A 13,835-nucleotide genomic window follows, 5' to 3' on the forward strand; every position below is an offset into this window, starting at 1 on the left:
GTCAGGCAAAGGTGCTAATCCATAACCATATGGTTATGTATGGAGCGGTCGATTTCAGTATTCATCCTGCGCGGGTTATCCGAAACTGCAAGTCCGCCTGCCCCGTATAGGCGTTTTGATAATTCCAAGAGAGGAAAACGGCATGCCCGCCCAGGACACCAGCCGCTTCGTGATCCGTGATCGCAACTGGCACCCCAAAGCCCTGACGCCCGACTACAAGACTTCCATTGCCCGCTCGCCGCGCCAGGCATTGGTCAGCATCCCGCAGTCGATCAGCGAAACCACCGGCCCGGATTTCACCCACCTGGGTTTCGGCGCCCACGACCATGACCTGCTGTTGAACTTCAACAACGGCGGCCTGCCGGTCGGTGAGCGCATCATCGTTGCCGGCCGGGTGGTCGACCAGTACGGCAAACCTGTGCCCAGCACCCTGGTGGAAATGTGGCAGGCCAATGCTGGCGGCCGCTACCGCCACAAGAACGACCGTTACCTGGCCCCGCTGGACCCGAACTTCGGCGGTGTGGGTCGTTGCCTGACCGACCGTGACGGCTACTACAGCTTCCGTACCATCAAGCCCGGCCCGTACCCATGGCGCAATGGCCCAAATGATTGGCGCCCGGCGCACATCCATTTCGGCATCAGCGGCCCGTCGATCGCTACCAAGCTGATTACCCAGCTGTACTTCGAGGGCGACCCACTGATCCCCAAGTGCCCGATCGTCAAGTCGATCGCCAACCCAGAAGCCGTGCAGCAGTTGATCGCCAAGCTCGACATGAGCAACGCCAACCCCATGGACTGCCTGGCGTACCGCTTTGACATCGTGCTGCGCGGCCAGCGCAAGACCCACTTCGAAAACTGCTGAGGACCCCGCCATGCCAATCGAACTGCTGCCGGAAACCCCTTCGCAGACTGCCGGCCCCTACGTCCACATCGGCCTGGCCCTGGAAGCGGCCGGCAACCCGACCCGCGACCAGGAAATCTGGAATTGCCTGGCCAAGCCAGAAGCGCCGGGCGAACACATTCTGTTGATCGGCCAGGTCTATGACGGTAACGGGCACCTGGTGCGCGATTCGTTCCTGGAGCTGTGGCAGGCCGATGCCGCCGGCCAGTACCAAGATCAATACAACCTGGAAAACGCCTTCAACAGCTTCGGCCGCACGGCCACCACCTTCGATGCCGGTGAGTGGACTGTACAAACGGTGAAGCCGGGTGTGGTGAACAATGCGGCCGGCGTGCCGATGGCGCCGCACATCAACCTCAGCTTGTTTGCCCGTGGCATCAACATCCACCTGCACACACGTCTGTACTTCGATGATGAAGCCGAGGCCAACGCCAAGTGCCCGGTGCTCAACCTGATCGAGCAGCCACAGCGCCGTGAGACCTTGATTGCCAAGCGTTGCGAAGTGGACGGGAAGACGGCGTATCGGTTCGATATCCGTATTCAGGGGGAAGGGGAGACGGTGTTCTTCGACTTCTGATACTGCTGGGGCTGCTTTGCAGCCCATTCGCGGGGCAAGCCCGCTCCCACAGTGTTCAATACTGATGCGGACCTGTGGGAGCAACTGTCTTCTTGTGGAAGCTGGCCTTGCCGGCGATGGGGCGCGTAGCGCCCCAGGCCCGGCTGTGCCGGGCATCGCCAGCAAGGCTTGCTCCTACGAATGAGCTATTTGCTCCTTCCAGGGCGTTCCGGTCTTGAGCATCGCATTTAGCCTCACTATCAATACTCGCATACACGCCACCACCGATACTTTCGCGCACTTCCCCTGGGCTCGCAGTGCTTTGTAGCGCTCGCAGAAGTCCTTGTTGTGCCGTATCACCACCCAGCAGGCCATATAGAGCGCCCGCCTGACTTGTGAGCGCCCCCCCCAGATTGAACGCTTGCCCGACTGCTTGCCGCTGTCCTGGTTGAACGGCGCAACACCGACCAAGGCGGCAATTTCCTTCTTATCCACCTGGCCCAGCTCTGGCAGCAAGGCCATCAGCTTTCCGGCAATAATCAGACCAATTCCTTTGACTTGAGTGAGCTGTTTAACCCGGTCATCAGGCAAAGCTGCTGCCTGCTGTGCGATCTCTTGTTCCAGCGCTCGAATTTCACCCTTCAGATAGGCGATGTGTTGTTCCAACCGCAAACAAACACTGGGAGCCCGCGCCTGCTTCAGGCGCCGCTTGTCATCGTCGCGCTGTTGGACGAAGCGATCCCGCTGCATAAGCAGTTCGCGCAGCAAAGCCCGCTCGGGTGTCATCACCTGGCAAGGCCGTGGGGGCATAACTTCAGCCAGGTGAGCCAAAACAGCTGCGTCAATGGGATCGGTCTTGGCGCGTTTACCCATCGACTTGGCAAAGTCCCGGGCACGACTGGGATTGATCCGGCAAACCGGAAAATCGGCATCCTGCAGCGCTTTGAGGACATTGCACTCGTAGCCACCGGTAGCTTCGAGCAAGACCATTGAAATTGCATACCCGCCAAGCTTTTCGACGAGCAGTTGGAATCCCTTCAAGTCATTGGAAACACTGAAGTTCACCCCCTCAGGACGGATGTGAACAGCAAGTGTGGCACTGGAAACATCGATGCCGACAGAGGAAGACATGGCCAAACCCTCTTAAACTCAAGGAGTGAGAGCGCTTTGGCTTGGCCCACGCTTGTGATTCGAGATTACGCCCCTCATCCAACTGTTCGGGCTCTCGCCAAAGTGGAACGGTGAATGGCAGCTTTTGCTCCCACACGTGCTCTGGGCACCTCGGGCTATCAGCTTGCCATTCACCGCTCTCACTTCAGATTCTATTCCCTCTCCAAGACACAAGCGGGCTTGCCCCGCGAATGGGCCGCAAAGCGGCCCCACCATCTAACCGTTATCGCCGAACCAGCAACACCCCACTTTCCATGTGGTGGGTATACGGGAACTGGTCAAACAACGCACAGCGCTCGATACGGTGCGTGTCCTGCAACTGCTCGATGTTCGCCGCCAGCGTTTCCGGGTTGCACGAGATGTACAGAATCCGCTCGAAACGCCGGGTCAGCTCGCAGGTGTCCGGGTCCATCCCGGCACGCGGCGGGTCGACGAACACGGTGCCGAACGCATAGCTTTTCAGGTCGATCCCTTCCAGCCGACGGAACGGGCGCACTTCGTTCAGCGCCTGGGTCAGCTCTTCAGCCGACAGCCGTACCAGCCGCACGTTATCCACGCCGTTTTCATCGAGGTTGCTCAGCGCCGCATTGACCGAGGTCTTGCTGATTTCGGTCGCCAGCACTTGGCGTGCGCGGGTGGCCAGCGGCAGGGTGAAGTTGCCGTTGCCGCAATACAGCTCCAGCAGGTCATCTTCACGCTCGCCCATGGCGTCGAACGCCCAGCTCAGCATTTTCTGGTTCACCGCGCCATTGGGCTGGGTGAAGGCACCTTCCGGCTGGCGGTAACTGAACACGCGGCCAGCCACGTCCAGTTTTTCTACCGCGTAGTCGCGGCCGATCACCAGGCGCTTGCCCTTGGAGCGGCCAATCAGGCTTACCCCCAACTCTTCCGCCAGTTGCCGCGCGGCCACTTCCCATGCCTCGTCCAGCGGGCGGTGGTAGCACATGGTGACCATCGCATCGCCTGCCAGGGTGGTCAGAAACTCCACCTGGAACAGGCGGTTGCTCAGGTCCTCGCTGGCTTGCCAGGCAGCCTTGAGGCGCGGCATCAAATCGTTGATGCGCTCGCTGGCGATGGGGAAGTCGTCGATCAAAATCGCCTTGTGCTTCTCGCCCGGGGCGAACATCGCGTAGTGGCGCTGGCCGTCCTCGCGCCACAGGCGGAACTCGGCGCGCAGGCGATAGTGCTCGCGCGGCGAGTCGAAAACAGCCGGTTCCGGCGCGCCGAACGGCGCCAGCAGCTCGCGCAGCCGGGCAACCTTGGCGTCCAGCTGGGTGGCGTAGGAGGAGGGGTCGAAAGCAGCACTCATGCGTTGAACCAGCCCAGCTTGATAACGAACAGGATGGAAAGGATCACCAAGGCCGGGTTCAGGTCGCGGTGGCGACCGGAGATCAGCTTGACGGCGGTCCAGGAAATGAAGCCGAAGGCGATGCCGTTGGCGATCGAGTAGGTCAGCGGCATGGCCAGGGCCGTCACCACCACGGGCGCGGCTTCGGTGACGTCGTCCCAGTTTATTTCCGCCAGGCCCGAAGCCATCAGCACGGCGACGAACAGCAGCGCCGGCGCCGTGGCGAAGGCCGGTACGCTACCGGCCAGCGGGGCGAAGAACAGCGCGAGCAGGAACAGCACGGCCACCACGATGGCGGTCAGGCCGGTACGCCCGCCCGCACTCACGCCAGCGGCCGATTCGATGTAGCTGGTGGTGGTCGAGGTGCCTAGCAGCGAGCCGGCCATGGCGGCGGTGCTGTCGGCAATCAGGGCGCGGCCCATTTTTGGCATGTGGCCGTCCTTGCCCATCAGGCCGGCGCGTTTGGCCACGCCGATCAGGGTGCCGGAGTTGTCGAACAGGTCGACGAACAGGAAGGCGAAGATGACGCTGACCAGGCCCACATCCAGTGCGCCGGCGATGTCCAACTGCAGGAAGGTCGGTGCCAGCGATGGCGGCATGGACACGATGCCGGCGAACGGCGTCACGCCCATCGCGATAGACGCGATGGTCACGGCAAGAATGCCGATCAGTACCGCGCCACGCACCTTCAACGACTCAAGGCCGACGATCAGGAAGAAGCCCAGGGTGGCAAGGATCGGTGCTGGCTGCTTGAGGTCGCCAAGGCCTACCAGGGTGGCCGGGTTATCGACGACGATACCTGCGTTATGCAGCGCGATCAGTGCCAGGAACAAACCGATACCGGCAGCGATGGCAGAGCGCAGCGGCAGCGGGATGCTGTTCACGATCCATTCGCGGATACGGAAGATCGACAACAGGAAGAACATCACTGCCGACAGGAACACCGCGCCCAGCGCGACCTGCCAGGTATGGCCCATGTGCAGGACCACGGTGTAGGTGAAGAAGGCGTTCAGGCCCATGCCCGGCGCCAGCGCGATCGGGTAGTTGGCGATCAGGCCCATGGTCGTCGAACCGATGGCCGCAGCCAGGCAGGTGGCGACGAAGATCGCACCCTTGTCCATACCGGTCTCGCCGAGGATGCTCGGGTTGACGAACAGGATGTAGGCCATGGCCAGGAAGGTGGTGACGCCCGCAAGAATCTCGGTGCGCACGTTGGTGTTGTGTGCTCTTAGTTGAAACAGCCTTTCCAGCATGCCCGCTCCCCAAGGCGCCCCCGGCGCCGTGATTTGTATCGACCCCATCAGCAAAGCACAGACCGTACCGGTTGCCGTGGTTTTATCTGGGGCGGAAAAAAGCCGCGCATCATACCAGCATGCTCGGTGAGCGGTAATCAATGTCGCGATACACTGCAGATTCTACGCCGTGCGGTCTGCGGCTTCGTGGGAGCAGCGTTGTGCAACTGATGGACTACCGTGACCTGAACCAAACCCAGCGCGCTCAACTGCTCGATATCCAACTGCACCCCGAGCAGCTGCGCTATGCCGGTGATGTGGCCAGCGCGGTGTACCTGTTGCAAAGCTGCAAAAGCGATCACCGGCGTGCGCTGGTGCTCGTGCTCGATGGCGTGCCGCAGGCGTTGTTGCTGCTCCAGCGCGGGGCATTTCTGCCCACCTGGGCCCAGGCGGGCGCGGCGACGATCACGGCCTTGCAGGTCGACAAACGGTTCCAGGGGCGTGGCTTGGGGCGCCGGTGCATGCAAGCCTTGCCGGCTGTGGTGCGCGCGATGTGGCCTGATGTCGAATGCCTGCAATTGTCGGTCGACCGCGACAACCACCCGGCGTTGGGGTTGTACCGAGCCACGGGCTGGGTGGGCAGCGGCGATGGCTACCGCGCCCGCAGCGGCTACGAGTGTTGCATGACCTTGATGCTCTGAGCCGCCCGCATGCCGGCCTCGGCGCTCATTCAGCGGCCTTGCTGTGCAGCTGATCGCGCTTGGCCAGCGTCGGGAACAGTTTTATCCACACCCCGGTCACCACCAGCGTGCCCACGCCCCCCAACACCACGGCCGGCACTGTGCCAAACCAGTGCGCCGTGACCCCCGATTCAAACTCGCCGAGCTGGTTCGAGGCACCGATGAACAACCCGTTCACGGCACTCACCCGCCCGCGCATCTCATCCGGTGTCTCCAACTGCACGAATGAACTGCGGATGACCATGCTGATCATGTCCGCCGCCCCTAGCACTACCAGCACCGCCAGCGAAAACCAGAACGACGTCGACAGGCCAAACGCGATGGTCGCCACGCCAAACACCCCCACTGCCGTGAACATGGTGCGCCCGACCTTGCGCTCGAACGGGAAGCGCGCCAACCACAGCGACATCAGCAACGCACCCACCGCCGGCGCCGAGCGCAGCAGGCCCAGGCCCCAGGGGCCGGTGAGCAGGATGTCCTTGGCAAACACCGGCAACAGCGCGGTAGCGCCGCCCAGCAACACGGCAAACAGGTCCAGCGAGATGGCCCCGAGAATGTCGGGCCGGCTGCGGATGAAGCGCACGCCAGCCAGCAGCGACTCCAGGCTGGCCCGGCCACGCTGGGGCACTTGCTGGCGCGCATCCAGGCTCAAGGTCAGCACGCAGGCGATGGCGTACAGCGCCACGGTCGGCCCATACACCCAGATGCTGCCAAAGGCATACAGCAACCCGCCCACTGCGGGGGCGACGATGGTGGCGGCCTGGGTCGCCGAGGCCGAAGCCGCCACCGCCCGTGGGAACAACCCCGGCGGCACGACATTGGGCAGCAGGGCCTGGGTCGCCGGCATCTCGAACGAGCGCGTGGCACCCAGCAGGAAGGCCAGGGCGAAGATCAGCTCGCGGCTGACGTTGTCGGTGGCGCTGCCCACTGCCAGGGCCAGTGCGATCAGCCCCTGCAGGCTCTGGCACAAGGCGGCGACCTTGCGCCGGTCATAGCGGTCGGCGACATGCCCGGTGTGCAGCATGAACAGTACCCGCGGGGCGAATTCGACCAAGCCGACCAGGCCCAGGTCGAGCACATTGCCAGTGAGCTGGTAGAGGTGCCAGCCGATGGCCACGGTGAGCATCTGGAAACCGCTGGCGGTGAACACACGGGCCAGCCAGAACGCGAGGAAAGGACGATGATGGCGCAACAACTGCGGTGCGGAATCGGGCATCGGAAACCTGTGGCCTCGGCGCAGTAGAGGGGTCGGCAGATTATCATCTGTTTGTAACAAGCAGTTACTGTTTGCCGTGATCGGCACTTTTTCACCGTTTCTGAAAGAGGGTGGGGCAACAGGTCACGCGGCAATCAACCACACGGCCCGCCTGGCCATTCAGGACTATGCTTCCAGTCAGTCGTTGACCTGGATCAATCGTTGCAAACGCAACGATCAGCCGACGATGTGGCCTTTGGGCCGGAATCCCTGCGATTGCACAGAACAATTCCAACTCGCCGCACTCGATACCGTGGGGGCAGTAGGCGCCAGGGCCACGAGCCTGAACGCCGGATTATCTGAAGAGGAAGCACTATGTTCGGTTTAGAGGCCCTAGATCTCGCCCGAATCCAGTTTGCGTTTACCGTGTCCTTTCACATCTTGTTCCCGGCCATCACCATTGGTCTGGCGAGCTACCTGGCAGTCCTCGAAGGCCTTTGGCTGCGGAGCCACAACCAGGTCTACCGTGACCTCTACCACTTCTGGTCGAAGATCTTCGCCGTCAACTTCGGCATGGGCGTGGTCTCTGGCCTGGTCATGGCCTATCAATTCGGCACCAACTGGAGCCGCTTCTCCGATTTCGCCGGCGCCGTTACCGGCCCCTTGCTGACCTATGAGGTGCTGACGGCGTTCTTCCTCGAGGCAGGCTTTTTGGGCGTCATGCTGTTTGGCTGGAACCGTGTGGGCCGTGGCCTGCACTTCTTCGCCACGGTCATGGTGGCGCTCGGCACGCTGGTCTCGACCTTCTGGATCCTGGCCTCCAACAGTTGGATGCAGACCCCGCAAGGCCACGAAATCATCGATGGTCGCGTGGTACCGGTGGACTGGCTGGCGGTGATCTTCAACCCCTCGTTCCCCTACCGATTGATGCACATGGCCACGGCGGCGTTCGTCGCCACTGCGTTCTTCGTCGGCGCCTCGGCGGCCTGGCACCTGCTGCGTGGGCGTGACAACCCGGCCGTGCGCAAGATGCTGTCGATGGCCATGTGGATGGCGCTGATCGTCGCCCCCATCCAGGCCGTGATCGGCGACTTCCATGGCCTCAACACGCTCAAGCACCAGCCGGTGAAGATCGCGGCCATCGAAGGCCACTGGGAGAACGTGCCGGGCGAGCCTACCCCGCTGATCCTGTTCGGCATCCCCGACATGAAAGCCGAGACCACCCGCTTCAAGGTCGAGATCCCGGCCCTTGGCAGCCTGATCCTGACCCACAGCCTGGACAAGCAAGTGCCAGCGATGAAGGACTTCCCGCCCGAAGACCGGCCCAATTCGGCCGTCGTGTTCTGGTCGTTCCGGATCATGGTCGGGCTTGGTTTCCTGATGATCTTCGTTGGCCTGTGGAGCCTGTGGCTGCGCAAGCGTGGCACGTTGTACAGCTCACGACCGTTCCTCTACCTGACCCTGTGGATGGGCCCTTCCGGGTTGATCGCCCTGCTCGCAGGCTGGTTCACCACCGAAGTCGGCCGCCAGCCGTGGGTGGTGTACGGCCTGATGCGTACCTCCGAAGGCGTCTCCAACCACAGTTATGCCCAGCTGGGCTTCACCCTGGTGGCGTTCGTGGTGGTGTACTTCGCCCTGTTCGGCACCGGCCTTGGCTACATGATGCGCCTGGTGCGCAAGGGCCCGCATACCGGTGAAGGCGATCATCAGCCGCCGGGTGGCCCTGGCCAGCAACGCACGCCGGCGCGGCCGCTGTCCGCCGCCGATGATGGCCATGAGGCCAACACTGTCAGCCTGAGCAAGGGGAACTGAGTCATGGGTATCGACCTTCCGCTGATCTGGGCCGTGATCATCATCTTCGGCGTCATGATGTACGTGGTGATGGATGGTTTCGACTTAGGCATCGGCATGCTCTTCCCCTTCGTCAAGGGCGAGCGTGACCGTGATGTGATGATGAACACCGTCGCCCCGGTATGGGACGGCAACGAGACCTGGCTGGTGCTGGGTGGCGCCGGGCTGTTCGGGGCCTTCCCGATGGCCTATGCGGTGGTGCTCGAAGCCTTGTACCTGCCACTGATCCTCATGCTGATCGGGCTGATCTTCCGTGGCGTGGCCTTCGAGTTCCGTTTCAAGGCCAAGGACGACAAACGCCACATCTGGGACAAGGCGTTCATCTGGGGTTCGCTGATTGCGACCTTCTTCCAGGGTGTTGCACTGGGCGCGTTCATCGAGGGCTTCAAGGTCGTCGACCGCCACTATGCCGGTGGCACGCTCGACTGGCTGACCCCGTTCAGCCTGTTCAGCGGCCTGGGCCTGATCGTCGCCTACACCCTGCTGGGCTGCACCTGGCTGATCATGAAGACCGAAGGGCCGCTGCAGTTGCAGATGCATGACCTGGCCAGGCCGTTGGCGCTGGTGCTGCTGGTGGTGATCGGTATCGTCAGCTTGTGGACACCGATCGCCTACCCGCAGATCGCCGAGCGCTGGTTCAGCATGCCTAACCTGATCTGGTTCATGCCGGTGCCGATCCTGGTGCTGGTGACCTTCTACGGGTTGCTCAAGGCGGTCGCGCGCAATGCCAACTACACGCCATTCCTGCTGACCCTGGTGCTGGTCTTCCTCGGTTACAGCGGCCTGGGCATCAGCGTGTGGCCGAACATCATCCCGCCGTCGATCTCGATCTGGGACGCTGCGGCGCCGCCGCAGAGCCAAGGGTTCATGCTGGTGGGTACGTTGTTCATCCTGCCGTTCATCCTGGGGTACACCTTCTGGAGCTACTACGTGTTCCGCGGCAAGGTGACCCATGAAGACGGCTATCACTAGGAGGCGCCCATGATGACTGGCAAGCATGGTTTGGAAGAGAAGAAGCCACTGTGGCAGCGGCTGGGTTGGCTGGTGCTGATCTGGGCGATGAGCGTGGCGGCCCTGGGCGTGGCGGCCTACGTGATGCGGCTGTTCATGGGGGCGGCGGGGTTGACTACCCATTGATTGAGCGGGGGCCGCGTCGCGGCCCTTTCGCGGCACAAGGCCGCTCCCACAGGTACAGTGCATGCCTGCGGTATAACACCGGCCTGTGGGCGCAACTGTCTTGCTCAATTGCTGAAAAATGGCGCATTCCCTGTGGGAGCGGCCTTGTGCCGCGAAAGGGGCGCAATGCGCCACCAAGCCTTACTTGCGGGCCTTGAGAATCACGAACTTCGGCGTCGCCGCTACCTGCTCCACCCCGCGGAACAACCGCGCCAACTTGCTGTGGTAACCCAGGTGGCGGTTACCGACGATATACAGCGCACCGCCCACCACCAAGGCTTCGCGGGCTTGCTGGAACATCCGCCAGGCAAGGAAATCGCCAACCACCTGCTGCTGGTGAAACGGCGGGTTGCACAGCACCACGTCCAGCGACTGCTTTTCCACACCTGCCAATCCATCGGCCGCCAGCATCACTGCGGGGCGTTCGCCCAGCGCTGCCTGCCAGTTTTCGCGGGCCGATTGCACCGCCATGTACGACTCGTCGACCAGGGTGTAATGGGCCTCGGGGTTGGCCAGTGCGCTGGCGATCGCCAATACGCCGTTGCCGCAACCCAGGTCCGCGACACGGGCCTGGCCCAGGTTGCTCGGCAGGTGCGGGAGAAACGCGCGGGTGCCGATATCCAGGCCATCGCGGCAGAACACATTGGCGTGGTTGACCAGTTCCAGGGCCGGCGATTCGAGCTGATAGCGGCTAGGGTAGGGGGAGCGTGCAGCCGGGCGGTCGGCAACGGTGGCGGTCAGCAGCCGGGCCTTCTTTTGCGCCAGCGAGGCCTGAACCGGGCCGATGTACTTTTCCAGCAGGTCACCTGCGGCCCGTGGCAAGTGCTTGATCATCGCCCCGGCGATCACCTGCGCACCGGGCGCCAGGTGGCCCTGCAGGCGGATGAGTTGCTCTTCGAGCAAGGCCAGGGTCTTGGGCACGCGTACCAGCACCCGGTCGAACGGGCCCTGCCACGGCTCACTGGCCGGTACGAACGGCACGCTGTCGAACGGCATGCCGTTGCGGGCGAGGTTTTTTTCCAGGGCCATGTGCGCCAGGTGCGAATCGCCGCTGCTGACCACGTTCAGCTGCTCGGCCAGGCTGGCGGCCAGGGCACCGAAGCTGTCATTGAGCACCAACACCCGGCAGCGCGCGTCTGGCGCCTGCTCATGCAGTTGCGCGAGCAAGTACTCGTCGGCGGCATCGAAGGCCTGCAGAGGGTCGTTTGCCTGGTCCGGCTGGCGGATCAGGTCGAGTTCGGCGTAGGGGGTGGTCAACAGGGGCATGGCGTCTGGCTCGGGTACGAATCTGCCCGTTGCGGATCGCTGCGGGCTTTGCCGCGCAATTCTACAGGGCTTTGCCGAAGGTCGCAGAAATGGCTGTCAGATCCACCCACGCAGGGCGGCGATGGCGATGGCGCCTGCCTTGTTGGCGGCGTTGGTCTTGGTGATCACACTGCGGATATGGAAGTTCACCGTGCTTTGCGACAGCGACAGGATGCAGGCAACGTCGGCGGCGGTCTTGCCGGCGGCCGACCACTTCAGCACTTCCAGTTCTCGTTCGCTCATCTTTGGCTGCGGTGGGCAGAGTGCGCTCAGGTGGTGCTCGCACAGCACAGCATGCAAGGTGTGACACACCCACTGCACGCTACCGCCTTTTTCGTAGAGTTCGTTGATCATTATTTTTTTTTCGGGCCGGGCGACGCTGACTTGGCTCTCATTGTGTTGCAGGTCGTGCAGCGACTGTGTCCAGCCATGGCGCAGGCCGTGCTTGCAGGCTGCTTCACGAAAGTGCGGTACCTCACGATACAGCTCGTCGGTCCATAGCACGGGCGTGGTCTGGCTATGGCTCACGCGTGCTGCAGGGTCCAGCTTGTAGAACTCATCGCGCTGATAGCGCTCGATCCACTCGGTTGGGTAGTTGCTGTAGAGGTACAACCGGGGTGTCTGGGTAGCGATCTGGATGCGAATGTTCAGCCCGAGGTGTTCCATGCCCAGGTCCTGCACCAAGTGCACAGCGATATCGAACAACTTCCGTGGGGATCGCTCGCTTACAAATTGATGAAGGTGCTCAGGTTTCCAGTGAAGCATCCGAAACACTCCTAAGGGGCAACAGGATCCAACCCATTTGCATACCGGGGTTATTGTAGGAAAAGACCTACCATGGTGTTGGGTTTTTTTTGTTATAGCGATCAGGTTTATCTGCGAAATAGGCAGCATCGCCCTGCTGAGGCCCTACAAACCGGTGGTTTTTATCCGGGCCACTTTGCGCGACACTGTGCGCACGTCAACCTTGGAGCCCGATATGACCGCCAGCGCCGAAAAGTTCACCCGCCAGACACTGCTCGATGTTCAGCCACTCACGCCGAACCTCTTCAGCCTGCGGGTTACGCGCGATGCGGGTTTTCGCTTCCGTGCTGGCCAGTTTGCCCGCCTGGGTGTCACCAAGGCCGATGGCAGCGTGGTCTGGCGCGCCTATTCCATGGTCAGCGCGCCGCATGACGAGCATCTCGACTTCTTCTCGATCGTGGTGCCCGGAGGGGAGTTCACCAGCGAGCTGAGCCGCTTGGGCGAGGGTGACAGCTTGCTGATCGACCGGCAGGCCTTCGGCTTCCTGACCCTCGACCGCTTCATCGGCGGCCGCGACTTGTGGTTGCTGGCCACCGGCACCGGCATTGCACCGTTCATGTCCATCCTGCAGGACTTCGAGGCCTGGGAGCGTTTTGACAGCATCAAGCTGGTGTATTCGGTACGCGAGGCGAAGGAGCTGGCCTACGTCGACGAAATCGCCGGCTTGGAACAGCGCGATTACCTGGCAGAGTTCGCCGGCAAACTGCAGTTCATTCCGGTGGTGACCCGTGAACAGCATCCGGGCGCGTTGAATGCACGCATTACCACGCTGATCGAGAATGGCGAGCTGGAGAAGGCGGCGGGGCTTGAGCTGTCGCCTGAGCATTCGCGCATCATGCTCTGCGGTAACCCGGAGATGATCGATGAAACGCGAAAGGTGCTCAAAGCGCGTGATCTGCAGTTGAGCCTGAGCAAGCGGCCGGGGCAGGTGGCGGTAGAAAACTACTGGTAAAGCAGGGGGCCGCAATGCGGCCCCAGCAACTTCAGGGCAAGCGATTCTGGTTCTGCGTCTTGAGCAGGTCACGAATCTCGGTCAGCAACGTCTCTTCGGCACTCGGTACTGGCGGCGCGCTCGGTGCCACCGCTTCCTCGCGCTTGAGGCGGTTGATCGCCTTCACGCCCATGAAGATGGCGAACGCGACGATCACGAAATCGATCACGGTCTGGATGAACTTGCCGTAGGCCAGCACTACTGCCGGAATATCGCCTTCTGCTGCCTTCAGGGTAATGGCCAGGTCGCTGAAGTCCACGCCCCCGATCAACAAGCCCAGTGGCGGCATAACCACGTCACCGACGAAGGACGAGACGATCTTGCCGAAGGCCGCGCCAATGATGATACCGACCGCCATGTCGACGACATTGCCTTTGACCGCGAAGGCCTTGAACTCACTGATCATGCCCATGTTCGATTCCTTTGTAACAAATGGTGAGGTTAACGCAGTGTAAGCCACTAAAACGGTTCATGCGTTGTGTTCAGGGGTACTGACTTCGGTTAGAACGAATAGTTTTGTCGCACGCCGAGGCGTTCGAGACACGTCTCGCTCGGCTATCATGGCG

14 protein-coding genes are annotated in these 13,835 nt (G+C 62.1%); 7 read left to right on the top strand and 7 right to left on the bottom strand.

The genetic code is table 11. The annotated features are described in order from the left end of the window. The first annotated feature begins 142 nt into the window (after positions 1-142). On the top strand, positions 143-862 hold the full coding sequence (gene pcaH / locus OGV19_RS00175; RefSeq protein ID WP_264311581.1) for a protocatechuate 3,4-dioxygenase subunit beta: 720 nt from the start codon (positions 143-145) through the stop codon (positions 860-862). Positions 863-872: 10 nt separating this feature from the next. Continuing rightward, entirely contained in the window at positions 873-1,478 is a 606-nt protein-coding gene (gene pcaG / locus OGV19_RS00180; protein ID WP_264311582.1) for a protocatechuate 3,4-dioxygenase subunit alpha, read from the top strand. A 174-nt stretch (positions 1,479-1,652) separates the two neighbouring features. On the opposite strand, the gene OGV19_RS00185 is transcribed toward pcaG, so the two are convergent. The 3 genes from OGV19_RS00185 to OGV19_RS00195 form a co-directional block, all read right to left on the bottom strand. Then, on the bottom strand, positions 1,653-2,588 hold the full coding sequence (locus OGV19_RS00185) for an IS110 family transposase (RefSeq protein WP_264311583.1): 936 nt from the start codon (positions 2,586-2,588) through the stop codon (positions 1,653-1,655). 262 nt (positions 2,589-2,850) lie between these two features. Continuing rightward, positions 2,851-3,936, bottom strand: a complete 1,086-nt coding sequence (gene trmA, locus OGV19_RS00190; protein WP_264311584.1) for a tRNA (uridine(54)-C5)-methyltransferase TrmA — start codon at positions 3,934-3,936, stop codon at positions 2,851-2,853. After that, entirely contained in the window at positions 3,933-5,228 is a 1,296-nt protein-coding gene (locus OGV19_RS00195; RefSeq protein ID WP_264311585.1) for an NCS2 family permease, read from the bottom strand. Before OGV19_RS00195 ends, trmA begins: the two co-directional genes overlap by 4 nt. A 209-nt stretch (positions 5,229-5,437) precedes the next feature. Here OGV19_RS00195 and OGV19_RS00200 point away from each other — a divergent pair, with 209 nt between their 5' ends. After that, on the top strand, positions 5,438-5,908 hold the full coding sequence (locus OGV19_RS00200) for a GNAT family N-acetyltransferase (RefSeq protein WP_264313864.1): 471 nt from the start codon (positions 5,438-5,440) through the stop codon (positions 5,906-5,908). A gap of 25 nt (positions 5,909-5,933) precedes the next feature. Here the strand turns inward: OGV19_RS00200 and OGV19_RS00205 are convergent, their stop codons facing one another. After that, positions 5,934-7,163: an MFS transporter gene (locus OGV19_RS00205; protein ID WP_264311586.1), complete on the bottom strand. Its 1,230-nt coding sequence runs from the start codon at positions 7,161-7,163 to the stop codon at positions 5,934-5,936. A gap of 354 nt (positions 7,164-7,517) precedes the next feature. Between OGV19_RS00205 and OGV19_RS00210 the strand changes: the two genes are divergently transcribed. Genes OGV19_RS00210 through OGV19_RS00220 form a run of 3 tightly spaced genes read left to right on the top strand, consistent with a single transcriptional unit; the run spans position 7,518 to position 10,130 of the window. Further along, positions 7,518-8,954 (top strand): cytochrome ubiquinol oxidase subunit I, encoded by a 1,437-nt coding sequence (locus OGV19_RS00210; protein ID WP_264311587.1) that lies wholly within the window; start codon positions 7,518-7,520, stop codon positions 8,952-8,954. A gap of 3 nt (positions 8,955-8,957) precedes the next feature. After that, positions 8,958-9,965 (top strand): cytochrome d ubiquinol oxidase subunit II, encoded by a 1,008-nt coding sequence (gene cydB / locus OGV19_RS00215; protein ID WP_264311588.1) that lies wholly within the window; start codon positions 8,958-8,960, stop codon positions 9,963-9,965. Between the two features lie 9 nt (positions 9,966-9,974). After that, positions 9,975-10,130, top strand: a complete 156-nt coding sequence (locus OGV19_RS00220) for a DUF2474 domain-containing protein (protein WP_081717522.1) — start codon at positions 9,975-9,977, stop codon at positions 10,128-10,130. A gap of 180 nt (positions 10,131-10,310) precedes the next feature. On the opposite strand, the gene OGV19_RS00225 is transcribed toward OGV19_RS00220, so the two are convergent. Beyond that, positions 10,311-11,435 (bottom strand): methyltransferase, encoded by a 1,125-nt coding sequence (locus OGV19_RS00225; RefSeq protein WP_264311589.1) that lies wholly within the window; start codon positions 11,433-11,435, stop codon positions 10,311-10,313. A 96-nt stretch (positions 11,436-11,531) separates the two neighbouring features. Continuing rightward, the gene (locus tag OGV19_RS00230) at positions 11,532-12,239 is read right to left on the bottom strand and encodes an autoinducer binding domain-containing protein (protein ID WP_264311590.1); all 708 of its coding nucleotides are present in this window, start codon (positions 12,237-12,239) and stop codon (positions 11,532-11,534) included. A gap of 214 nt (positions 12,240-12,453) precedes the next feature. On the opposite strand from OGV19_RS00230, the gene OGV19_RS00235 reads away from it, so the two are divergent. Next, on the top strand, positions 12,454-13,230 hold the full coding sequence (locus tag OGV19_RS00235) for a ferredoxin--NADP reductase (RefSeq protein WP_264311591.1): 777 nt from the start codon (positions 12,454-12,456) through the stop codon (positions 13,228-13,230). Positions 13,231-13,261: 31 nt separating this feature from the next. Here the strand turns inward: OGV19_RS00235 and mscL are convergent, their stop codons facing one another. Continuing rightward, positions 13,262-13,681 carry a large-conductance mechanosensitive channel protein MscL gene (mscL, locus tag OGV19_RS00240; RefSeq protein ID WP_027595230.1) on the bottom strand — a complete coding sequence of 140 codons (420 nt, stop codon included), beginning with the start codon at positions 13,679-13,681 and terminating at the stop codon, positions 13,262-13,264. Between the last annotated feature and the right edge of the window lie 154 nt (positions 13,682-13,835).

Source organism: Pseudomonas putida (assembly GCF_025905425.1).
Classification (GTDB): domain Bacteria; phylum Pseudomonadota; class Gammaproteobacteria; order Pseudomonadales; family Pseudomonadaceae; genus Aquipseudomonas; species Aquipseudomonas putida_AF.

Coding starts and splice junctions, on each gene's coding strand:
- OGV19_RS00185 (WP_264311583.1), bottom strand. CDS start 2,588: ATGTCTTCCTCTGTCGGCATCGATGTTTCCAGTGCCACACTTGCTGTT.
- OGV19_RS00225 (WP_264311589.1), bottom strand. CDS start 11,435: ATGCCCCTGTTGACCACCCCCTACGCCGAACTCGACCTGATCCGCCAG.
- trmA (WP_264311584.1), bottom strand. CDS start 3,936: ATGAGTGCTGCTTTCGACCCCTCCTCCTACGCCACCCAGCTGGACGCC.
- OGV19_RS00195 (WP_264311585.1), bottom strand. CDS start 5,228: ATGCTGGAAAGGCTGTTTCAACTAAGAGCACACAACACCAACGTGCGC.
- OGV19_RS00205 (WP_264311586.1), bottom strand. CDS start 7,163: ATGCCCGATTCCGCACCGCAGTTGTTGCGCCATCATCGTCCTTTCCTC.
- cydB (WP_264311588.1), top strand. CDS start 8,958: ATGGGTATCGACCTTCCGCTGATCTGGGCCGTGATCATCATCTTCGGC.
- OGV19_RS00200 (WP_264313864.1), top strand. CDS start 5,438: ATGGACTACCGTGACCTGAACCAAACCCAGCGCGCTCAACTGCTCGAT.
- OGV19_RS00235 (WP_264311591.1), top strand. CDS start 12,454: ATGACCGCCAGCGCCGAAAAGTTCACCCGCCAGACACTGCTCGATGTT.
- pcaG (WP_264311582.1), top strand. CDS start 873: ATGCCAATCGAACTGCTGCCGGAAACCCCTTCGCAGACTGCCGGCCCC.
- OGV19_RS00210 (WP_264311587.1), top strand. CDS start 7,518: ATGTTCGGTTTAGAGGCCCTAGATCTCGCCCGAATCCAGTTTGCGTTT.
- pcaH (WP_264311581.1), top strand. CDS start 143: ATGCCCGCCCAGGACACCAGCCGCTTCGTGATCCGTGATCGCAACTGG.
- OGV19_RS00220 (WP_081717522.1), top strand. CDS start 9,975: ATGATGACTGGCAAGCATGGTTTGGAAGAGAAGAAGCCACTGTGGCAG.
- mscL (WP_027595230.1), bottom strand. CDS start 13,681: ATGGGCATGATCAGTGAGTTCAAGGCCTTCGCGGTCAAAGGCAATGTC.
- OGV19_RS00230 (WP_264311590.1), bottom strand. CDS start 12,239: ATGCTTCACTGGAAACCTGAGCACCTTCATCAATTTGTAAGCGAGCGA.